We start from the raw sequence: 22,772 nt of genomic DNA on the forward strand, positions 1-22,772 counted from the left end.
GATCAATGGTTGTACAAAAACTCCTTCGTGTTCAGCAGCGCCCAGAGCAGGTCTTCATAGCCGTTGCGTTTCGCACGCTGGGAATCGAGCGGTTTGCCTGCCGCATCATTGCGCGGCCTGGCGACATAATTTTCGCTGATCCGCACTTCATCGGCAGTGGGTTCACGGGAAAAAGCGGCCAGATAGAGCTCGCGAATGCGCTTGGGCTCGGGCATTTCGGCCTTGCTCAGAGATTCAGCACGCCCGCCGCTCGCAGTCAGCTTTGCCTTCACATCCGAGGCATTCATGAGGTGCAGGCTCTGGGCCAGGCTGGCGGATTGCACACGCTCACACTCGCAGACACTGGCGCCTTCAGGACGGCCGAAGACCTTTAGGAAGGGCGCGGCCCGGTTGTAGCTGTTGTCAGGCAGCGAAATGGCGCGTGTGCCGGCGGGCAGATCCGCAAAGTCAGTCTTGGAGCCGGTGACCATGTCGATGCTGTCGAGCATAACCTCGGCCGTCATGCGTTTTGGGTAGTAATGAGAAAAGGCCTGCCGGTCGATGGCATTGTGCTGGTTCGGCGTGGAGCTGAGCTGGTAGGTGTGGCTTTGCGCAATCGTACGCACGAGAGCTTTCAGATCGTAGCCGCTGTCTACGAAGCTTTTCGCCAGCGCGTCGAAGAGATCGGGATTCGTGGGCGGGTTGGTGTCGCGCAGGTCGTCCTCGGGCTCGACGAGGCCGCGCTTGAAGAAATGCTTCCAGTAGCGGTTCACCAGCGACTTGGCGAAGAACGGATTGTCCTTCTTGCTCATCCAGTCCACCAGCGCAAGACGCGGATCATCATCGGGGGCGATGCTGAGCTCAGGCTCTCCCAGGCCGGCGGGTTTCAGCATCACACGGGTTTTGCGGTGCTCCGTCTGCGCGACACCGCGCTTGTGAAAAATAAGGTCTTCACCCGCGATGGCGGTCGGCTTGCGGCCGATCTGGCTGAAGAACGCCGCGAGGTGATAATACTCCGCCTGCGTCCAGCGCTCAAAGGGATGATGATGGCATTGCGCGCACTGCATGCGCACACCAAGGAAAAGCTGTGCAACGTCTTCCAGCTGAGTCGTTGGCTCCTTCACGCGCTTGTACCATGCAACGGGGGGATTCGAAACAATCGTGCCTGTCGAAGCGAGGATCTGGCGCACGATCTGATCGTACTTGGTGTTCGCCAGCAAACTGTCGCGCATCCAGGCATGGAAGGCGAAGTTCGAGGTGATGTCCGCGGCTTCTGAACGTGTGTTTTTGAGCAGCGCAGTCCACTTGTTGGCGAAGTAGTCCGCGTAGTCAGGGCTGTTGAGCAGCGCCTCGATGGCGCGGTCACGCTTGTCCGGCTCACGACTGGCGAGGAAAGCCTTTGTCTCCTCCGAGGTGGGCAGCCGGCCGCCGATGTCGAGAGAGACACGGCGAAGGAAGGTTGAGTCATCACAGATGGGCGAGGGCGGCACGCCGATCTGCTTCAGATTGGCAAACACATGCTGGTCGATGAAATTTTTAACCGGCGGAAGCGACTCAACCGGAGCCCCCAGGGGAATCGAGACGCTGCAGACGGAAACACGGCCGCCGAAGCGAACCATCACCGCCACATTGCCGGGAATGTCCAGTGTCTTCACCAGCCCCTGCTCTCCAGCCTCCGCCATGGCGCGGTCATTGGCCTCGAAGAGCGCCAGCCGGGTCACATCGCGGTTGCTGCCATCGGAGTAGCGTGCGGTCACCTTCAGCTGCTGCGTGGTTTTGACCTTCATCGTGATGCGCGCAGGTTCCACGGAGATGCTGCTAAGCTTTGCCTCGTCTTTCTGCGCATAGTTCATGCCCTCTGCGATCCAGCGCACGAGGGTCTTGTAGTCTTCGGAACCTGGCTCCAGTTTTTTGCCGCCAGTGTGCGGCACGATGGCCGCACCTTTGGTGATGAGCAGGCTTTCTTCCGGGGCCGGCGGAAACACGCGCCGCCCTTTGCCCTGCTTCACGATGGCCTCGTAGTCTTCCTCAGGTTCAAAACCAAGCACACTGAGACGGAAGCCGCGCTGGCCTGTGATTGCCTTGGCATGGCACACACCGGCATTGCAGCCCGCCTTGGTAAGGATGGGCTGGATGTCGTTCACAAAGCTCAGCGGACGCGACGATTCCGCCGCCAGACCCGAACCGGCGAGCAGCACTAAAATCCATGCTTTCAGAAAGGCTTTCATTTGTATCACTTTAAACCTACGGCTTACGTCCCCTCTTTTTCGCACCGGGTGACTTTAGTACTAATTTCCAGCACAATGAGACATCTTGCCTTTTCCACCTTTCTTGCGCTTTCCACACCCTCCCTTGTCCTGGGCTGGGGAGAGCCTCACCATGCCATCACACGTGCGGCCCTAGAGGTGCTGCCTGCTTGGCAAAAGGAGGTGCTGGGTGGTGAATTGAAGCAGCTTGGCGACAAGTACTGCATGATCCCGGACCATGTATTTTCGGACAAGGAAAATGCCAAGTATGCCCAGATGGAGTCAGTGCCGAACGAGGTGTATTTGAAGATCCTGCACCTGCCGACTCAGCAGCCGGAGTACCTTGAGGTGATGCGATACTTCATGGAGCAGGCTGTTGCATCTTTGCGCAGCGGGAAGCTTGGCGATGCAGCGCGTTACATCGGCACGGTATGTCACCAGATTGAAGATTATGGCAGCCCTTCGCACACGGTGCCGGGAGACAACATGTTTACTCTGCTGCAGCAGTTCCTGCCCCCCACGGAGGCAATGAAAGGCCAGCTGATGCACGGACCGATTGAAAACGGGGATTTCAAGGTGAGCATCGAGGGCTACAAACCTGCACTTCTTGGCAACACGGTGAATGAAGCTGCATGGAGGCTCATGCACCGGGTGCATGATGAGATACTCAATGCACGCAGCACCACGGTTCCGATCATGCAGGCGCTGTACAAGGAGGACAAGGAAGACGTGGTGAAGCATCAGAAGCGAGCCGCAACGATGGACGCGCAGGTGGTGGCGGATGCGGTTTATACCATGATGTGCCTTGGGATGCAGAAGTTTGCAGCTGAGGAGCAGGAACTGCTTAAGCGGGTGCAGATTGGCGGCTTCTTTCCTCTGGAGGCGGCGAGTTGCTACTATCCGCAACAACAGTTTTTCAGCTCGCCGAACTGGGGGCATCCGAGGAGCGGGGTGATTTTGGAAGGTGGAACCAAGGAGATTCCGCTCAAACTTTGTGTCGGATCCAGCAATCAGGAGTTCAAAAACGGGATCAGCGCGGGCATGGGGAAGCCGCTGACGTTTTTGCTGCCGAAAGATGTTTATGCGCGCTTCACGGTGCTGGCGGGATTGCATCCGGAACTTGGAGCGAAAGGGCGAGTTGAATTCACGGTCAGCGGGGATGGCAAGGTGCTGACGACGGTGATTCTGAATGGGACTGATCCGGCGAAGTTGCTGGAATGTGATGTCGCGGGGGTGAGGGAGCTTCAGCTTGCGCTGACCTCACGGGGGCTGGATGCGAAGAGCAATTATGCGATCTGGGCGGAGCCGACGCTGGTGAAGAATTGATGTGGGACGTTGCTTTTGCAGGGCTGAGCTGAAGAATACTCAATAGCTCACGAAAGCGGTAGCTGCGATGCAGGCTTGCGCCGTGCATCTTCGCGACCGCACTCCAAAAGGGCTGGCGTGTTTTGTCGGCGTGACGTGATGTGCGAGGATTACTTGAGCTTTTGATCGAGCCACTGATAGGCGGCGTGGCGTTGGGGGTCGGGGAAGTCGTGGGGGGCGTCGGGGGTGAGGAGGGTGAGGTTTTTTTCGGCTTTGAGAAGGGTGTAGATTTCGGTGGCTTTGGTGAAGGCTTTGCGGACGCCGGTGATGTCGAAGTTGGTGTCGTGAAGAGGGGAGTTGGAGAAGACGGCGCGGGGGGCGATGGCGGCGAGGATTTCGTAGAAGTCGAAGGGGATTTTGCCGGCGTTGTTTTCATAGACATCGCGGATACGGGGCATGTAGCGATCACTGGTCCATCCGGCGACTTTGCCGCCGTAGTAGTCGTGGAAGGGGGTGAAGCCGCAGCTGGTGACGACGGCTTTGATGCGGTCGTCGAAGACGGCGGTGAAGAGGGCGTTGTGGCCGCCGAGGGAGTGGCCGATGACTCCGATTTTGTCTTTGTTAACCTGGGGGAGGGCTTGAAGGAGGTCGACGGCACGGATGTTGTTCCAGATGGCTTTCATGGAGCCGCTGACGCGGTGAGCGCCCTGGGTTTTGAAGTCGTAAGGGTATTCGCCGAAGGAGGGGTAGTCGGGGACGAGGCAGATGTAGCCGCGTTCGGCGAGTTCGTGGGCGTAGTGAAGGGAGGGCTTGCCGCCGAGGCCTGCGGGTTCGTCTTTGCCGATCTTGGTGGTTTGATGCAGGCAGAGCATGGCGAGGGCTTTGGTGGCATCGTTAGGGATGAGGAGCCATGCTGGGACGGTATCGCCGAGTTCGGGGGTGTAGTGGATTTTGCGGCGGAGGTACTTGGGTGTTTTTTCTTCGGAGATGATTTTTACATCGAGAGGTGTCCAGCGGGAGGTGTCGTGGAGGGGGCCCATGACCCGCTGCATGTTATTTTTGATGTCGGTGACGCGTTCGGCCCAGTCGGCGGCGGTTTGGACGGGGCGGCCGCGGACGGTGAGGAGGTTGGAGTGATCGGGGTAAGCGATGGCTGAGGGTGATTCGATGGGCTGGGGTTTTGAGGAGAGGAATTCTTTGGGCATCACGGTTTGCACGGCGGTCATGATGCGGTCTTCGACATCGGGGGCGAACTTGGTGGGACGGTCGTAGTAGACCATGGCGCCGGCACCTTCGTAGCCGCCTTCTTCGAGTACGCGGCGGGAGGGGACGTAGCAGGGGACGTCGTTGGAGTAGCCGTTCACCCACATGCGGGAGCGGTCGTATTCGCGTTTGATGCGGAGGGAGTAGTCGACGGTGATTTCACCTGGGAGGAAGACCATGGCCATGTCGTTGCCGAAGCTCCAGCGCTGGACGAGGTAAGGGAGATGGGTGGGGAGTTTTTCGCCGCGATCGAGACGGGCGAGGTTCTTTTTGGCGTGGTAGGAAATGGCAGGCGTTTTGGAGTCGGCGAGGGTTTGCCATTCTTCGCGGGTAGGGAGGGTGTCGAAGGCGAGGTCGATTTGTTTTGATTGGCAGGCAAGCGGGCCAGTGAGGGGTTTGAGTTCGCTGGTGGCGACGCGTTTGGCTTCGGCACCGAGGTCTTCGCCGTATTGTTTGACGAGTTCCATGGTGCGGCGGGGATTGGGGTTTTGATCGGCACCGCAACCGAGGGCGGTGAGGGCGATGGCTCCGGGGAATTCGCGCTGCAGGGCTTCCTGGGCGACGCCGGCCCAGTCGCCGTGAATTTCGTCGATGCCAATGGTGGTGCAGTGGCAGGCGTAGCTGGTGAAGATGGCGCGAACTTTGCCATCGGTGCCGGTGACGCGCAGGACGGGGAGGTCGTGATCGATGGGCTTTAATGGAAAAAGGCGGCGGTTGGCGGCGAAGCCGACTTTGCCGATGCCCCAGGCGAGGGAGGAGGGCTTTCTATTTGCGAGAGCGGCGCGGACGGCTTTTTCGATGTGGTCGGTGAGTTCGCGGGTGTAGCGCTCGATGGCGGGGAGGTGCTCGGCGGGAATGTCCATGCCAAAGAGATTGGGGAGCACGCCGATGAGCATGGGGGCGCAGTGGGTGTGGCTGGAGCAGATGGCGAAGCGGGCGTCGGTGGCTTTGGTGTCCTGCGTGAGACGACGCAGGACTTCGGCGCGCATGGAGGCGGGGATACCGACGTTGTCGACGGTGACGAGGATGGCGGGGCCTTCGGTGTCACTGCCGATGGCGAGGGCTTTGGCGAAGATGTGCTGGGAGACGCCGGTGTTGGGTGCGCGGCGGTTGCCGTAGCCGCTGAGGCGGACCGGGTAGTCCGGGGTGATGTCGATGGAGGCGGCGCCGGCGGGGAGGAGGGTGTCTGCGGCGAGGGTGGGGAGTGAGAGGAGCAGGAGGGAGAAGAGGAGGCGGAGGTGCATGGGCGGGCGTGTGTGGGAGGACTACGCGGGGGGAGGACTGATTTAACACCGCAGAGATTGGAAAAATGCGGAGTAAAAAATGGGGCAGAAAATTGACCGAATGCCATTCATGCCCATCAGAATTTTGCTCGACTTGGCAAAGCCCAATATAGCTGCTAGGATAACATTAAGGAGATTGATTTGCGTTAGATCACGAGGATTAAAATCAATGATCGTGATTTATTGAGCAGATGATTTTTATGGACGAATCCAAACTAAGACAACTAGCAAAAACCCATCTGCTTCCATGGTTTAGCGGAGCTTCGATAGATCAAAAAAGCGTGAAATCATCGACCAAAGATGCGCAAGTAGCCTTTGTCGATCCATGCACTATAGCTTTCAAAGCACAATCTGAAGATTCATTTCGTCTACATTTGAAACGCAGCCAAGCATTTGACAACCTTGGCGGCGGCAAGTTGGCAGAGATTGACCTTGTGAAAGCTTTTGTCCAAGTAGTGGGTAAAATGCAGGGAGGCTTAAATAGTTGGTATCAAGCAGATCTTGCCTCCATGTTTCCCAGACGCGTGATTGCGAAATCTCTCTGTTCTGTGAAGGTGGAAGAAGAAGCGTTTTTGTCCGTCCTTGATCAAATGTCACTTTGGGCAGGACGACAATATGAAGGCCGCCCTATCGCTGCCGCTATTGGGTTTTCACGCAAAGAATTCACAGGAGGCACACACTTTCGTGATATTTGCGATCACGATTTCAGCGCTGTGTTATCGAACGGTTTTGATACAATGTTGATTTGCGATTTTAACGGCAAAATTTGTGGTCATGAACAATTGAAGCAGCCTCCACACCCTCCGCCGTTCTCTCCAAATCGCTTACAGGCTATAGCCGAGTGGGCTAATGATGGCAATATTGCGATCGCGCTAAATCGAAGCGGGGACATTTTGATCTTCAGATCCAAAGAGCTTGTCTTTGCACGCCGAAGCGGAAAGTGGCATTATCTTAAGCATTCCCCGATTCTCACTCAAATGGGAAAACCTTCAGATAAGATAGTGAGACAAGCAGTATATGAAAGTGCACTGGATGCATCCTTCGCTAGGACTGGTGCATGCATTGGGGTGGTTTTGGCGGCTAATTCTAAAAAATGGAAAGACATCGCCACATCACGCGCGGACTATCTTTCTCCGGCTTCGTCTCCTAAAGGAAGGGCTATCGCTTCGATGGTCAATGGGGTTCTGTTTCAGAACCTTGACCGACGACTACGCCAAGAATTATTAGCGATAGATGGCGCTACGATCATAGACCACAAAGGCGTGATTTTGGCTGTCGGAGCAATCCTGAAAATAAAAGGAGGAAGTACTGGAGGAGGCCGTCTTGCTGCGGCGCGCGCTTTGTCTGCTTTGGGCGTGGGAATCAAAGTTTCTCAAGATGGAGGAATTCGTGGGTTCCACGAAACGCCGGAAGACATTTTTGATGATGTAACCGAGGTATTTTCAATTATGTGATAAGCACTCGGAGGTCAGGGGCCTGCGGCGGGCTTGGATTTGAGGAAGAGGACTTCGGCGCGTTCGACCCAGCCTTTGTGGAGGTCCATGCAGAACCAACCGTGGTGTTCTTTTGTTGATGCAATAACCGCTGCGTGCGTGGTGCCTGGCGAAGGGTGGAAAGGCGGTGGTCTACATCGAGGGCCGCGAGCTCGGAGCGGTTCGCTGCAGCGCATGGTCAGGCGCTTTGTTCATTGGGCCGGGCAGTCATTTCGGTGAAGTGGGCTTTGTCGCCTGTTCGATGAGCCAGGCACGCATGGCGGGGGCCGCCTTCATCGGGACGGTATGGCCACCGGCATCCTCAAAGATAAACGTGGTCGAGGCACCGGCAGCGGAGGCCTGGTCGATGATCTGCTGTGCCCGGGGCTTTGAGGCCGTCTGGCTGGAGACCATGAGATACGGCTTCCCCTTCAGCAGTTCGTAATGCTTCAGGCGGCCGCCGCCTTCGATGAAGAAAAAGGCGGAGAACTGTTTGGTGATTTCTCCGTCTGATTCATCGATCAGGCCCTGGGTGGCGTGAGCACCATTGGAGGAGCCGCCGATGATCATGTGGTTTTTGTCGATGTTCGGGACGACCTCGAATAGCTTGGCGAGCATGGCGCGGAAGAAGGGCCACATGTATTGGGCGTCCTCATCCCGCATGACGATATTGCCGCCGGGGTCCTTCGGAGCGATTTTTTTGAAGAAGGGCATGGAGGCGCAGACAAAGTCCTGGTCCGCGGTCATCGCTGACACGATGGCCGCCTTGGGCCCCCCATTGCCGCCGCTGCCGCCATGCAGGAAGACGAGGAGGGGGAACTTGCCACCCGGCGTGTAGTTCTTGGGGAGCGAAATCGACAATCGGGCCGGTCCTTTATTCGAAGTAGCCACCGCCCAGTAGGTCGGCGGCATCTCATGGAACGGAATGGAGAAGGTTTCCCCGGGAGTGAGCCGAGCCGCCGCATCGGCGCCGAGCCCGGTGCGGGACCCCAGACAAATGCTCAACAATCCGGCTGCAAACGTGGCAGTTCTGACGAGTTTCATTGGATGAGGCTTTCTGAGTTGGGTGCATGGAATCAGCGGATCCCGCGACTCGCGGCGGTCATATCGACGCGATACGGCGGTTTCCGAGCGAGCCCGCAGCATCGGCACAATCTTGGAGGTGCGAGGGCGGATGCAGAAACGCCTAACGCCCCCAAGCTTAGCGACCCGGAGCACTGGACGCAACGATTGCAACCGCGACGCGCCCACCAGGTTCGCTGCAGCGCATGGTTAGACGGCGTGGTCATACAAAATACCCTACACATGAAAACCCAAAGTACTCAACTCCCACAACGCCGACCTGCAGCCAATACCGCTTCGGCTCGCTCTGGCGAAAATGTGTACCCCAATTCGATGATGCCATGCCGGAGCAAAGCTCGACGAACAGGCAAGCAGCGAAATAAGATCCGACGAGGCCAACGACCAGGGAAATGCCAATGCCGTGCCGGTGATGCCAAAGCAACACCGCACTCGAGGCAACTGGAAGCAACAGCGCCAAGAACCATCTTAGTGAACGCCACGTACGGAAGTAAGACGCACCCCACGGGAACAGCGACACCAGTTTGGGTCGCTGCGCTACAGGGATGTTTTTGAGGTGTCCATGCATGGCGGCGGCGGAAGCACGGGCCGTGACAGCCGGAGTCGTTCGCTGCAGTGCATGGTCAGGCGGCTTCTGGTTGTGTGTCATCGAGAAATGCTGAAAACGATGGGAACTGCTCCCGAAACTCGTAACGCTCCATGTAATGGATCTGCCCAAGGGCGTCGCTAGAAACCTTCGTGTAAAGATAACCACCCAACAGATTCCCACCGATGCACATCAGTGACTTTTCCGGGATACCAATCTGCTTCCGATCATCATTCTTCAGAAGCTCATCAGCGGTCAGAAGAGAATCGACGACACCGGAGCGAGGCGGAAGGAAAACTCGAGCGTGATCGAGCAATCTGTCGCGATGAGCAACAAGGAAGCTCCGATAGTCTGCGGGCAAGCTAATCCCCAATCGCTTTTCAAGTTTCAGAACACTCGCGCTCATACGATGTCTTGGTCTCCTAACAGTGGAATCATCAACAGAATCGCAGGGGTTGCCCCAACACCATTATAATTGACGGGGTTGTTGTCATGTTGCGCAAAGTTACGCAAAAGTGTCGATTCGCACGCAAGGACTTGGTTATTTTGCCCCCTTTCGCCGGATAACGTGCCTTGGAACACCGATCCCGCGCTTGGAGGAGTGGTGAACATGGAGGCTGGCAGGCGGACTGCTCGTGAACGCTGGGTGGCGGAAAGCTTCTCGCATACCTCCGGCATGCTAACTTGAACACAGAGATCATCATCGGCTGGTCCGGTGGTTCTCGCTCGGCGAGCCTCGCTTCACCACCGGCTAATTTCTCTGCTCCCTTCAGGAGCGACAACATGAATGGTGGTTAGTCAGGTTGAGGATTTTCGATGGTCTGGGGGAATTGGGGAGCGCTGGCCGACAGACAGCAACTGTGTCAGCTGGCAAGTTTAAAGTTTGGATCTGCGATCAAGCGGTTGAGAACGCAGAGCAGTTTGCGCATCACCGCGGTGATGGCGACCTTGAAGGGCTTGCCCTTGATAAGCAGGCGCTGGTAAAAGGCCTTGAGGATGGTGTTGCAGCAGATGCAGCGCAGCGAGGCCATGTAGAGCACGTTGCGCACTTTTCTACGCCCGCCCTGGATGTGGCGCTGGCCACGCATCGGCCCGCTGTCGTAGGGGTGAGGGGCCAGACCGGCCAGGGAGGCGATGCGTGAGTCGTCGAGGCTGCCGAGTTCTGGCAGTTCTGCCATCAGCGTGGCGGCGGCCACTTGAGCGATGCCGTCCATCTGTTGAAGACGTGCTGCTCTCTGGCTTGCCTCGTCCTGCGCCAGCAGTGTTTTGATGAGTTTGTCGAGCGTGGCGATCTGGCTGCTGAAGGTTTTGATCAAGGCCTTGGCTTGTGCTGTGAGCTGCCTGTGGGTGAGTTGCTTGAGCTGTGTCTTCTGCATGGCACGTGCTGTGACCAGCTGCTCACGGCGACCAACCAGGCTGGAGAGCTCGAGCTCCCAGTCGGCGGGCAGAGTGTCTGCCGCAGGCTTGAGCGCCGCGCCGAAGGCGGCGAGCACGGCGGCATCGATGGCGTCTGTTTTCGCCAGCTTCATGCTGGCTTTGGCAAAGTGGCGCACGCGTGCCGGGTTGAGCTTGCTGACGGCCCTGCCTGCACGCAGCAGGGCCAGCCACAGGGCTTGTTCGTAGCCGCCGGTGGCTTCCAGCAGGATGTGGCACTCTGGTGGCAGCGCGGCGATGAGCCTGGCATGGCCGGCAGCGGTGTTTGCCAGCCGGGTGATTTTCTTTTTGGCAGGGAGGCCATGAATGTCGAGCCATTGAGCACAGACATCGATGCCGATATAGACAACGCCTCCGCTGGAGGCAGATTGGGGCTTCATGGATGGGATGAGTTTGAGTGTTCGACTGCTTCCTTGTGATGCGAGCTGCTGCTGCGGGCCAAAGCCCGTGGCAGGCTCAGTCAACTGTTCGAGTTCGAGCTTGTCCTGGCGTGCGGGCGACTGGCTGTCTGACGACCTCGAAGGGTCATGAGTGTCTCCGGTCTGCCCCGCACGCTCTCAGGCTGGCTGGCCGTCACCAGCCAGCCTGAGTTCCAAGCTTGAGTTCAAACTCAGCCCGGAATCAGGACGGCGCTACTCATACAAGGAGTGTCTGTCGTACTTCAGTTTTTGGCGGCGGGCTTGGGTTTGAGGAAGAGGACTTCGGCGCGTTCGATCCAGCCTTTGCGGAGGTCCATGCGGAACCAGCCGTCGGTGTTCTTTTTGTTGATGCGGCAGCCGCTGCGGGGGCCGAACTCGCTGAGGTCGTACTGGGCCCAGGTTTTGCCCATGTCGGGGGACCAGATGATACCACACTTGTAGGTGGAGGCCGGGGCGCAGTGGGTGGCGAGGAAGACGCCGTCCTGCACGAGCATGTTGGCGGATTCGAACATGGGATTGAAGAGGAGGGTGTGCTTGGAGGTGTCGGTGATCTCCGAGGGGGCGCAGACGAAGATGCCGCGGTCGTAGCGGTTGGCGATGGCGGGGCCGTTGGCGTCGGCGATCCAGTAGAGTTTGTCGCCGATGAAATTGAGGCCGCCGCATTTGAAGCGGGAGTTTGAGTTGACGGAGATGAGGACTTTCCAGTCCCAGGTGTCGGAGGTGGCGTTGTAGGTGCCGCGGAGCCAGTGGCATTCGTTGCCGTGGCCGCGGTCGATGTCTCCGGTGACGGCGTAGAAGGCGTTTTCGGCGGGGTTGTAGGTGACGTTGTGAACGTGGCGGGCGATGAGGGTGTTGGTGGGGTCGCCGAGAAGAGGGGCTGTGGGCGGGGCGTCTTTTTGCTGGAACTTGGGATTCTGGCCGAAGGCGTAGGCGAGCTTGACGGTGTGGCCGTTGTCGGTCGAGTAGTAGATGTTTACGGGGACGGGGCCGCCGATGACGTTGCAGTAATTGCCCCAGACGAGCATTTCTTTGCCGCCGACTTCGAAGCAGTGCTCGCCATCGAGGGAGTGGAAGTACCAGCCGGGCTGGTCGGGCTTGACGGGGGTGTGGGGGATGTAGTCGGTGCCGTCGGGCTTTTTGACGATGATCTCGCGATGAGTCTTGAGGTTGTCGGTGGAGAGAAAGAGGTGCTGGCGGGTGGCGAAGAGGATGCTGCCGTTTTTGAGGATGACGGAGAAGGTGATGTTTTCGGCGTCGGGGAAGTCGGCGGTGTGGGGCCAGGTGGTGCCGTTGTCCTCCGAGAGCATGATGCGGGTGCCTTTGAAGGCGAAGGCTTTGCTGTCCCGCTGGGTGTCGATGTAGGGGGCATCGGATGAGGGCATGCGGTAGAGGAAGTGCTCGGTCTCGCCGGTGATGGCGGGGGTGGGTTCAACTTGAGCATGCAGAGGGAGAAGCGCTGGGAGGAGGAGGGTGAGCGCGGCGGTGGTGGTGAGGAATGTGCGGCGGGTGTGCATGGTGAGTGGTGATGGAGGTGAGTGTAAGGACACTACGGGAGGCTGGTGCCCATTCTTCGTTGTGCCGTATGGTGGAGTTGTGTGAAAGCGGAGCCGGTACGCGGCGGGCCTCCGGCCCCTTTTCAACTTTTTACGTTGCCGAAAATCCAGTGCAGATAGAGCGGTCGCCCCTAACAGCAAGGCCATGAAATGCCCCTCACCCTACCTTTGACTTCGTCTATCTGCTGCGCTACGGTTCCCCAAAGAAAAAAGTGGCCATTGCCATATCATCGATGGGGAGAGGGGATTCGCTGCCAGATGCTCGGCAATGTGGGTGCTCGCGGAGTGCTGCGGACTGGAAGTCCGCGCTCCGGGGGCTCTTTTTACCTCGGGCACGAATTCAGCGGTTCATGCTCTTAACTTAGTGCTCTGCATGGTTTGCATGAGCGACGGATTTAGCCAGCACAGCAGCAGCAGGTTTACTGTGCTGATTGGTCAGGTGGAGCAGCGTGTTCCTGCTCGTCATCCTCGTCGTCGAAGACGTAGCAAACTTTTGCGTTTTCCTGGCCGCGGAGGCGGGTGTCGCCGTGGCGCATGGTGAGTTCTTGGACGCGGATTTTGCAGCGTTCAGCGAGGGCGGCACAGAGTGACTGGGAGTGGGAGATGATGATGAGCTGGGAACGGGCTGAGGCTTGCAGGACGAGCTCTGCGAGGGCGGGGAAGACGGATTCGTTGAGGCTGGTTTCGGGTTCGTTGAGGACGAGGAGGGGTGGTGGGCGGGGACTGCAGAGGACGGCGGCGAGGGAGATGAACTGGAGGGTGCCGTCTGAGAGTTCGTGACCGGCGAGGGTGCGGGGGAGATCGTGGGCCTGCCAGGCGAGGCGGAACCAGTCGCCGCACTCGACGTGGAGGGCTGATCCGGGGAAGGCATGCTGCAAGGCAGCATGAAATACCATGGATTCGTTTGATTCGCTGATGGTCTGGATGACGGAGGGGAGATTGGAGGCGTCCTCTGCAAGGACGGGGGACCAGCAGCCGCGCACGGGGCGGCGTGCGGGGGCATCCGGATCTGTGCGCATGGAGTGATAGAAGCGCCAGCGGGCGAGGCTGAGGCGGGCATCGAGCAGGAGGGGGTAGTTTTGGAGATCGCGAACGAGGGCGAGCATGGACTCCGAGGAACCGATGGGCTCGGTGAGGGTGTGCATGGTGCCTTTGGCATCGGCGAGGCGGACCTGGCAGGCGGTGCGTTTGGCCTGGAGTTTTTTGCCGTAACGGAGGGATTCCGATTTGATGTCGGGGTCGAGTTTGAAGGCGGAGCGGCTGACGGGCATGAGGCCGCATTCGAATTCGTAGGCGAAGGTATCGGAGAGGACTTCGGCGGAGAAGGTGGTGAGGCGTGAGTGCTCGGCATTGCCGGCCCAGAGGAGGCTGCGCATGCCGCCCTCTGCGGCGACGGCTTCGGAGAAGCCGCCACGGGCGAGGGCGGAGAGGAGGCTCAGGGCGCGATAGACGTTGGTCTTGCCGACGCCGTTAGCTCCGCGGATGACGGTGACACGCCCGAGGCGGAGACGGAGATCGCGCAGGGAGCGGTAGCCGGAGAGGCGGACGGAGTGGAGCATGAGGGGGACATCCAAGCGGGGGTGGGCGTGGATGTCCAGCGGGGCTGGATATTGTGATCGAAGGACTGACGGAGGGGGATCATCTGGATCCCCCCACCTGCAGCGTGTTCGCGGATGTGCGAGAGCGCTGGATGATGAGGGAGGCTCGGCTTTGCGAAGGCACGAGAATGCAGGGCGATGCGGGAGCGTAAGGGATCGGGACGATCCCTCTCCGCCAGAGCGCTGGCTGGCCGCATGGGATGCTGGCTTACATCCATAAGACCCGTTTTCAGCTGTGCGTGGTATGACTCAACATGCCAGGGTCATGGGCTCATTTCGCGGAGCGAAATGATTGCTTGGTGACGCGCTTTGGATCTATACCCAAGACGCCTTGCTTGAGGGCAGGCTCGTGTTGCTGGAGCGTTGGGAGGTGGCGGAGCCGTGGGACGTTCGTGCTGCGGGCGTCACATGCGGCAGATGAGGAGCTCGCGCTCGTAGATGAGCTCTTTGGGGAGGTGGGTCTTGAGGTCGATGAAGAGTTCTTCGTGGGAGAGGATCTCGGTGCGCCAGGCGTCGCGGTCGAAGTGCTGAAGGGCTTCGAATTTTTCCTTGGGGAAGTCGAGGCCTTTCCAGTCGATGTCGGCGTACTGGGGGACCCAGCCGATGGGGGTTTCCTTGGATTTGCTGTGGCCGTTGGCGCGATCGACGATCCATTTGAGGACGCGCATGTTTTCGCTGAAGCCGGGCCAGAGGAATTTGCCGTCTGCGTCTTTGCGGAACCAGTTCACGTGGAAGATGCGGGGGGTCTCGCTGAGGGTGCGCTGCATGGAGATCCAGTGGCGGAAGTAGTCGCCCATGTTGTAGCCGCAGAAGGGGAGCATGGCCATGGGATCGCGGCGGACTTTGCCGATGGTGCCTGCGGCGGCGGCGGTCATTTCACTGCCCATGGTGGCGCCGGTGTAAACTCCGCCGCTCCAATTGAAGGCCTGATAGACGAGGGGCATGGTGGTGGCGCGGCGGCCGCCGAAGATGATGGCGCTGATGGGGACGCCCTCGGGCTTTTCCCAATCGGGGTCAATGGTGGGGCACTGTGAGGCGGGTGCGGTGAAGCGTGAATTTGGATGGGCGGCCTTGGTGCCTTTTTCCTTGGCGATCTCGGGGGTCCAGAGATTGCCCTGCCAGTCGGTGCACTGGGCTGGAGGGGTATCGGTCATGCCTTCCCACCAGACGCCGCCATCGGGGGTGAGGGCGACGTTGGTGAAGATGGTGTTCTTGCGCAGCGAGGCCATGGCGTTGGGATTGGTCTTGTCGCTGGTGCCGGGGGCGACGCCGAAGAAGCCGGCCTCCGGATTGATGGCGTGGAGACGGCCGTCTGCGCCGGGTTTGATCCAAGCGATGTCATCTCCCACGGTCCAGATTTTCCAGCCTTTTTCGGCGAAGTGCTGGGGCGGGATGAGCATGGCGAAATTGGTCTTGCCACAGGCGCTGGGGAAGGCGGCGGCGACGTAGGTCTTTTTGCCTTTGGGGTCTTCGACGCCGAGGATGAGCATGTGCTCGGCCATCCAGCCTTCATCGCGGGCCATGGCGGAGGCGATGCGGAGGGCGAAGCATTTTTTGCCGAGGAGGGCATTGCCGCCGTAGCCGGAGCCGTAGCTCCAGATCTCACGGGATTCGGGGAAGTGGACGATGTACTTCTCCTTGTTGCAGGGCCAGGGGACGTCCTTCTGGCCTTTCTTGAGGGGCATGCCGACGGTGTGCATGCAGGGGACGACGCGCTTCTTTGAGGTGTCGATTTTCTCGAAGACCTTTTTGCCGATGCGGGCCATGATGCGCATGTTGACCACGACGTAGGGGGAGTCGGTGAGCTGGACGCCGATCTGCGACATGGGGGAGTCGATGGGGCCCATGCTGTAGGCGAGGACGTACATGGTGCGGCCACGCATGCAGCCATTGAAGAGCTTGCGGAGCTTTTCCTTCATTTCGAAGGGGTTCATCCAGTTGTTGGTGGGGCCGGCGCCGTCTTTGGAATTGCTGCAGATGAAGGTGCGCTCCTCGACGCGGGCGACATCGCTGGGGTCTGACTTGGCGTAGAAGCAGCCGGGCCACTTCTTCTGATTGAGGCGGGTGAAGGTTCCGGCATCGACCATTTCATTGCAGAGGCGGTCGTATTCGGCCTTGGAGCCATCGACCCAGTAAATGCGGTCGGGTTTGCAGAGGGCGGCCATCTTTCCGACCCAGCGCTGAAGATGAATGTTTTTGCTGAGGGGTTTGGAGGAGGGAATCGGGCTCATGGGAATGGGTTTTGTGGACAGCGACAAGATGCCGAAAGCATGCCAAGTGTCACGGTGCTTCATGCCGCCAATCTTGGCGAAGCCAACGCGTCGCTGAGCCGAGGAGGAGGAGGCGCCCCAAAATGTCTTCTTTATATGCCAAGCCGAGGCAGGCAGAATGTGGCAGGCCCGGGAGGGGCGGGCGGCCGATCAATCCGCAGCGTGGGGTATGGCATCCCCTGCCGACCAAAACACCCCCCGCGGGATGAAGTGCTGGAGACCGGGTGTGTTTTCCGGATGAGGGCTGGAGATGAAAACGCGGCCTTTGCCGTAGGTGGCGGTGACCTGAGCTGGCGAGCCGACCTGAACGCCGACGGGAGAGCCGTATTCGGCGATTTCGGTTTTGAAGACAGTCAGTACGGAATAGGGGGGAATGTCTGTGCGAGCCGCGGGCTTGAGAATGGGGCCGTTGTGGTAACGGACTTTGAAGGCTGAGGACACATCGCCGAGCCATGCCCGCCCGGCCTGCGTGGGCTCGCAATCGAGCATGGCCTGGCCACGGCGCCATTTGTTGGAAACCGTGCCTGCGTTCAGAATGCCGAGGCCCCAGCTAAAATTTGAGCAGGCCAGATAGGCCCCGCCGCAGATGCCGACGTAACCGCCGCCGTTTTTCACAAAGTCGCGCACGTTTTTCAATCCTGCCGCGCCGATGCCTTTTGACTGGCCGGAGCCGGAGCCGCCGGGAAACACCAGCACGTCAAAGGAACTGAGATCCAGTGAAGCCACCTGCCGGGCGCCGAGAACCACGACTGTGGCCTGAGGATAGGGCCTGAGCACGCTGGTGACGTTTTCGACCGAGCTCTGGGGGGAGCCGGGGCCCTGGTAGATGCCGACGGTGATCTTGCGTGTGCTGGCCGGCGGAGGGATGATTGTTTTCATCCCATTCACATCCGATGGAATGACAAAGGGGGCGGGGGCCGGTTTCTTCACGTCCTGAGCCGTGACCGGAGAGAGCCCGCCGACCAGCAGAAGCAAGGGCAGGAGCGGATGGAATGTGGCCATGGCGGGAGGGGATTTACTTCAGCGCTGCCTCAATTGACTTCGCGACCTGCTGGCCCATGAGCTCGTAGCCTTTGGCGTTGAAGTGGACGTCCTGGGGATTGGCGATGCCAGCGAGCTGAGGAGCGAGGAAGGCGTGGAGGTCGTCGATGGCGATGCCGTGCTTTTTCATGACGCGGAGGGCGATCTCGTTTTTCTCGGCGATCTGGGTGACGAGTTCGGGGCCGTCCTTGGTGTCTGGCGGGACGGGTGTGGTGGTGGCGAAGATGATCTTGGCGCCGGTCTTCTGCATGCGGGCGACGAGGGTTTCGAGACGCTGCTCGTAGTCTGCTGCGGGCGTTTTGCGATCGTGGATGCCGAAGTTGAAGTGGATGACGTCCCATTTGCCGTCGCCGAGCCAGATGTCGATTTTCTTCACGCCATTGGCGGTGGGGCCGCAGTTTTCGGGAGCGCGATGCACGTTGGCCTTGCCGGCCATGGCCTTGCGCACGTCCAGAGTGTAGCCACGGGAGATGGAGTCGCCGATGAGGAGAACGCGGGGGAGCTTGGGGTCATCCTGCACGAAGTCCCAGGCGTTTGAGCGTCCGGCGATCTTGTCTTTTTTGTGCAGCGGGAGATAGAAGCCGTTGCCGAGGTTTTGTTCGAGGACGGTTTCCCAGGCCTGCTGATCGGGCGGGAGGGTGGCTTTGAGGGCCTGGTATTTTTCATCGACGGCCTTGTCTTCGGCGGCTTTTTTGGCGGCGGCCTCGGCGGCGTTGGTGGGCTCGTTCTGGGATTTGACCTGGGCGTGGGAGAGAGTGGCGAAGGCGAGGAAGAGGAGGGTGAGTCGCATGCTCATTTCTTTGGCAGGGTTTCAGCGATCACGGAAGCGACTTTTTCGGCGAGGTAGTGATAACCTTCGGGCGAGTAATGGACGTTGGCGGGGAGCTGAACGTCTTTGAGCTTGGCGGCGGCGTGGGCGCAGAGGTCGTCGGTGGGGATGCCTGCGGCGGTCATGACGCGGGCGGCGGCTTCGTTGTATTTCTTTTCATCGCCTTCGATGCGGCCATCGGAACCGGCGGGGACGGGGGTGGTGTTGCACCAGATGAGCTTTGCGCCGGTGGCCTGCATGGTTTTGACGAGTTCGGCGAGGTTTTTTTCATAGTCTGCGAGCGGGACCTGGAGGTGGGAGCCGGGGGCTTTGGGGTCGGCGCGCTTGGAGGGATCTTCGGCGATGTATTTGAGATCGTGGAGGCCCCAGTTGAAATGAATGACGTCCCATTTGGAGTCGCCGAGCCAGGCCTTGATGTTTTTGAGGCCGTTGGTGGTGGGACCGCCGTTGGTGGGGATGCGGTGGACGTTGGCCTTGCCCTTGAGCATTTCGCGAACGTCGAGGGTGTAGCCCATGGAGATGGAGTCGCCGATGAGGAGCACGCGGGGGAGGCCGGCGACGTCTTCGACTTTGGCGAGCGAGGGGTGGGGTTTGCGTTCGCGCTTGGGCGCCTGTTTGGGGGCGTCTGCGGCGACGACGGCGGAGGATACCAGCAGGGCAACTAGGATGAAGGACTTCATGGGTGGACTAGAAACGCGGACGAGGGGTGCACATTTCGTGGAAACAGAATCTTGACCTTGTGAGGGGCCTCTGGCTAGCCTCGCGGGCATGGTGAAATCCTACCGGAGGCTGCGATGCCGCCACCTGCTGCTGGCGGGTGTGTGGCTGACATTGATGCTTAGAGGGCAACCAGCCACGCCGCCGCAAAGCCCTGCCCAAGCGTGGCAGACTAAGCTGGCGGACCCGGCGTTCCGGGCGCGGGCGGAGAAGCCGGACGGAGCGGGCTATGCGCTGCGAGAGCTGGCGGGAAGCCCCTCCGAGCAGAGCGGGCTGTATGAATGGCTGCAGGAGAATGTGAAGACGGCGAAGGGGCATCAGATTGAGCATCTGATCCGCGCCTATCTGGCGCGCACGCTGGAGCGTCCTGCGGAGGAAATCAGCGCGGCGGATGATCTGCTGCTGCAGGCGGCACCGGATCTGCCGCAGGGCTGGTTTGGCCGGGCGGAGCAGTATGAGGCGTCCTCAAAGAAGGAAGCTGCCGGATGGGCGGCAGAGGCGGCGGCGCAAGGGATGCGCCGGGTGAACCTGGCGACGGCCAACTGGCAGGAGCAACTGAACGGCTACCGTGGTGTGGACTGGCTGGCGCATGCGGTGAAGACGGATCATCTCACAGAATGGGTGAAGGCGGTGGCGAGCGCTGTGGAGAATGCGCCGCAGGGTGCCGCGCGCGCGGATGCGTGCAGTCTGGTGCTGGCGCTGCTGCGACATGATGCGATGAAGAAGGAGCCGCTGCTGAGCCAGACTCTGCTGGAGGCGGTGCAGGCGGCACAGCCGCAGATGGTGCTGGGGGATCCGTCCAATTTCCTGGTGGTGATGCGTGACCTGCAGGCGGCAGGGCAGGCTGCGCTGGCCCAGCGGGTGGCGAGGCTGCTGGTCTTTGCGCCGATGAAGCAGGGGGAAATGCCGGGAGGGATGAACGAACTGCTGGGGATGTGGGAAAGCACGACGCCCCCCCACCAGCCAGCGACGCAGGCATGGCAGGTTTTGCAGGCTGCGGCGGAGGGTGATCCCTCGTTTGCGGACGCGTGCCTGGAGGCCGCGAGGGAGCAGCCATGGAATGAAAACCTCGTGACGCATGCACTGCTGGCGCAGGCGCTGAGAGGCGGCGTGAACGCGGAACAACTGGAGCTGGCGGCCAAGCTGGACGAGGAAAGCCGGGCGCGTGTGGCGCTAAGGCTTGCGGCGTTTGCGCCGGAGGGGACACATTCGCAAGCGGACACCGTGCCGTGGGTGGAAGAGCTGGCGCTGCGGCTGGCCGCCCGGATGCAGGCCGGACAGGCGGAGCGGGCTGCGTTTGAAAGCCTGCTGAACTGCCTGGAGCGACTGGAGAGCGGTGATGAAAAAGAGCGCTGTACGCGGGTGCTGGATGCGGTGGGAACGGCCACTCCGAGAATCAATGACCTGGATCACTGGGAGCGATTTGCGCAGATCATCCTGAGGCAAAAGAGCGCGGTGCGCACGCAGGCGCTGGCGGCGGCCTGGGGGGCTGCGCTGGACCAGTCTGCCGAACAGAAGGAGCACCTGCTGCCACTGGCCCGGACAGCAACCCGAGCCGGAAGAGAGGGGGGCGGTGACTTTGCGGTGATGGCGCTGGCGCTGTGGGAAAAGCACCACGCGGAAATGACCACGACCACGCTGCCGCCACCCGGCACGGCGAGCCGTGTGGGGGAGGCGCTGGCGCTGTGCGATGATGCGGAGGGCTTCAAACGTTTCGTCAGCAGCCTGGAGAACCTGCCCAAGCACCGAGTCACGGCACAGTACACGCAGATGACGAAGGAACTCTGCGCGCTGCGAGAACTGATCGAGGGAGAGGGCGACCGCGTGCCTGCGGTGGACGCATGGGTGAGCCAGGGGGGAGAGGGCAAGGAAGGAGCCACGCTGCAATGGCAGCTGGTGCTGCCGGAGCTGGGCCCGTCGAGCGAGCGGCCGATGGTGCTGACCACGGGCGACCGCGACGGGCGTACAGCGGCGGACCGGCTGGAAGATGCGCGGTGGTGGCGAGCGGGCCGCAGCCTGCCAGCGCTGGCGAGGCTGGAGGGGAAATTTTCCCTGGAGGTGCTGGCGGGGGATGACCCGCAGAGGCTGCGGAGCCTGGCCACGATCCCGGGGGCTGCAGCACGTGGCGGGCAGGCACTGAAAAACCTGCCGCAGTCGGGCTGCCTGAAGATCGTGCTGCGCGCGCAGGCCGACGGCATGACCCATGCGGGCGAGCCGCGTGCCTTCTCCACGCATGCCAGTGTGTTTGCCACTGCGCGAGAGCCTGAGGCTGAAACAGAGAATGCGGCGGCGGTGTGGAAAGAGGCCGCCACGCCGCAGCCTGCGAGCTGGCAGGCGGAGGATGTGCTGCGGTGGGGAAAGCTGATCGCGGAGCCCGTACGCATCGAAGAAGGGGCCGAGTACCTGCTCACGACATGGCCTGCGAACGAGGGCTGCACGGTGCGAATGATCCTGCTGGATGCGGAGCAGCGGCCGCTGGGCCCGGTGCCGGTGGCGAGCAATGGCTGGCAGGCTGGGAGGCTCTCGGTGACCCACACACCTGCCAACCGCAGCTCACGCTACCGGACGCAGCGATTCCGCCCGGGTGACTGGGCGGGCGATGGAGACCTGGTGTTTCCTGCGGCGGGAAGAGCGGGGGAACAGCCTGCGCGCTTCATGGCCTTTGTGACCCGTGATGCAGCGGTAAAGCGAGTGCCTGCGCTGCAACTGCGGCCGTACCGAACTGCAGCGGCGGGTGAGAGAGCCGAGGGGAGTTTTCTTTCCCATGTGCCCGAGCTGCCGGAGCTGAACGATGAGCACGTCGGCGACCTGGGCTTTTCGCTGCGGTCATGGCATGTCACATTTGCCTGCGACCGGGGCATCCTCACCGGCAAGGGTGCGCTGGCGGGATTCAACGTGACGCAGATCCCATGGAAGCCGCTGGTGAGGGCGGAGTCTGAGCTGCTGGAAGGCAACGAATGGCCGATGTGCTTCACGCCGGAGCACAGCCTGGTGATCGAACCTTCGTGGAACAACAGCCGCACACTGGGACTGAGGTTTGTGCCGTTCGATGCGCGCGGAGAGCGGTATGCTGGGTGCCGCCGCATTGAGCTGCCGCTGCCAAGCTACAACCGAGGGGAGATCAGCGAGTGGAATGACGGAGCGGTGCTGATGGTGTCTTCACAGGACCGGGAGAACCCCGAGCCAGCGTGTGCGTGGGTGGAGCCTGACGGGCAGTGCCACGTGGTGAAGCTGCCGCGACCGCCGATCACGAACAAGCCCGGCATGGAAGTGGCGTGGTGGGGGCCGGGAGGGACGCTTTTCACGCTGCATGAGGACGGGATGCTGTTTCACATGGAGCACCGCAACGGACTGCACCTGCTGAGCACGGAGCCGGGGTCTCCCGACGACATACCCGAGGGGGCCACGCCGGGGCGCTCAAAACGCAAACGGGAGTGGAGGCTGGAACGCCCCGATGTGCTGATCCGAGTGGACAAGAAGACCAACTTCATCACCCACCGCTACCGACTGCCAAAACCCTGTGAAGGGCTGCCGATGGCCTTCAACAGCCGTGGCTATGTGATCCTTTTCACGACGGAGCATGAAATCATCCGGGTGAACCCGCCGTGGAAGACCCTCCAAAATGATTGAGCAAAAACGTGCTGGCATCCCAGAGCTGCCGCGCTTTTGATAGCCGGCACCACCTACCAACCACGAC

14 protein-coding genes are annotated in these 22,772 nt (G+C 60.5%); 3 read left to right on the forward strand and 11 right to left on the reverse strand.

Translation table 11 applies throughout. From position 1 onward, the window contains the following. Window positions 1-2 precede the first annotated feature (2 nt). Entirely contained in the window at window positions 3-2,207 is a 2,205-nt protein-coding gene (locus tag ACZ5WW_RS11105; RefSeq protein ID WP_377164180.1) for a DUF1553 domain-containing protein, read from the reverse strand. Between ACZ5WW_RS11105 and ACZ5WW_RS11110 the strand changes: the two genes are divergently transcribed. Beyond that, window positions 2,208-3,551, forward strand: a complete 1,344-nt coding sequence (locus ACZ5WW_RS11110) for an NPCBM/NEW2 domain-containing protein (protein ID WP_464694243.1) — start codon at window positions 2,208-2,210, stop codon at window positions 3,549-3,551. It begins immediately after the preceding gene. A gap of 149 nt (window positions 3,552-3,700) precedes the next feature. On the opposite strand, the gene ACZ5WW_RS11115 is transcribed toward ACZ5WW_RS11110, so the two are convergent. Then, complete coding sequence (locus ACZ5WW_RS11115) at window positions 3,701-6,037, reverse strand: neutral/alkaline non-lysosomal ceramidase N-terminal domain-containing protein (protein WP_377164176.1); 2,337 nt, start codon at window positions 6,035-6,037, stop codon at window positions 3,701-3,703. A gap of 239 nt (window positions 6,038-6,276) precedes the next feature. Here ACZ5WW_RS11115 and ACZ5WW_RS11120 point away from each other — a divergent pair, with 239 nt between their 5' ends. Continuing rightward, window positions 6,277-7,530: a hypothetical protein gene (locus ACZ5WW_RS11120; protein WP_377164174.1), complete on the forward strand. Its 1,254-nt coding sequence runs from the start codon at window positions 6,277-6,279 to the stop codon at window positions 7,528-7,530. A 246-nt stretch (window positions 7,531-7,776) separates the two neighbouring features. Here the strand turns inward: ACZ5WW_RS11120 and ACZ5WW_RS11125 are convergent, their stop codons facing one another. From ACZ5WW_RS11125 to ACZ5WW_RS11165, 9 genes are all read right to left on the reverse strand, one after another. Further along, window positions 7,777-8,592 (reverse strand): hypothetical protein, encoded by an 816-nt coding sequence (locus ACZ5WW_RS11125; protein ID WP_377164172.1) that lies wholly within the window; start codon window positions 8,590-8,592, stop codon window positions 7,777-7,779. 659 nt (window positions 8,593-9,251) lie between these two features. Further along, window positions 9,252-9,620, reverse strand: a complete 369-nt coding sequence (locus tag ACZ5WW_RS11130) for an SMI1/KNR4 family protein (RefSeq protein WP_377164170.1) — start codon at window positions 9,618-9,620, stop codon at window positions 9,252-9,254. A 457-nt stretch (window positions 9,621-10,077) separates the two neighbouring features. Next, complete coding sequence (locus tag ACZ5WW_RS11135) at window positions 10,078-11,028, reverse strand: IS110 family RNA-guided transposase (RefSeq protein WP_377164168.1); 951 nt, start codon at window positions 11,026-11,028, stop codon at window positions 10,078-10,080. Window positions 11,029-11,309: 281 nt separating this feature from the next. Continuing rightward, on the reverse strand, window positions 11,310-12,581 hold the full coding sequence (locus ACZ5WW_RS11140) for a hypothetical protein (protein ID WP_377164166.1): 1,272 nt from the start codon (window positions 12,579-12,581) through the stop codon (window positions 11,310-11,312). Window positions 12,582-13,039: 458 nt separating this feature from the next. After that, window positions 13,040-14,179, reverse strand: a complete 1,140-nt coding sequence (locus tag ACZ5WW_RS11145; RefSeq protein WP_377164164.1) for an AAA family ATPase — start codon at window positions 14,177-14,179, stop codon at window positions 13,040-13,042. A gap of 443 nt (window positions 14,180-14,622) precedes the next feature. Next, complete coding sequence (locus tag ACZ5WW_RS11150) at window positions 14,623-16,449, reverse strand: phosphoenolpyruvate carboxykinase (GTP) (RefSeq protein ID WP_377164162.1); 1,827 nt, start codon at window positions 16,447-16,449, stop codon at window positions 14,623-14,625. Between the two features lie 189 nt (window positions 16,450-16,638). Further along, the gene (locus ACZ5WW_RS11155; RefSeq protein ID WP_377164160.1) at window positions 16,639-17,490 is read right to left on the reverse strand and encodes a BPL-N domain-containing protein; all 852 of its coding nucleotides are present in this window, start codon (window positions 17,488-17,490) and stop codon (window positions 16,639-16,641) included. A gap of 13 nt (window positions 17,491-17,503) precedes the next feature. After that, window positions 17,504-18,319: an SGNH/GDSL hydrolase family protein gene (locus ACZ5WW_RS11160; protein ID WP_377164158.1), complete on the reverse strand. Its 816-nt coding sequence runs from the start codon at window positions 18,317-18,319 to the stop codon at window positions 17,504-17,506. Between the two features lie 2 nt (window positions 18,320-18,321). Then, window positions 18,322-19,038 (reverse strand): SGNH/GDSL hydrolase family protein, encoded by a 717-nt coding sequence (locus tag ACZ5WW_RS11165; protein WP_377164156.1) that lies wholly within the window; start codon window positions 19,036-19,038, stop codon window positions 18,322-18,324. Window positions 19,039-19,126: 88 nt separating this feature from the next. Between ACZ5WW_RS11165 and ACZ5WW_RS11170 the strand changes: the two genes are divergently transcribed. Beyond that, window positions 19,127-22,705, forward strand: coding sequence for a hypothetical protein (locus ACZ5WW_RS11170; protein ID WP_377164154.1), 3,579 nt, complete (start codon window positions 19,127-19,129; stop codon window positions 22,703-22,705). Window positions 22,706-22,772: the final 67 nt, after the last annotated feature.

The organism is Prosthecobacter fluviatilis (assembly GCF_055388355.1).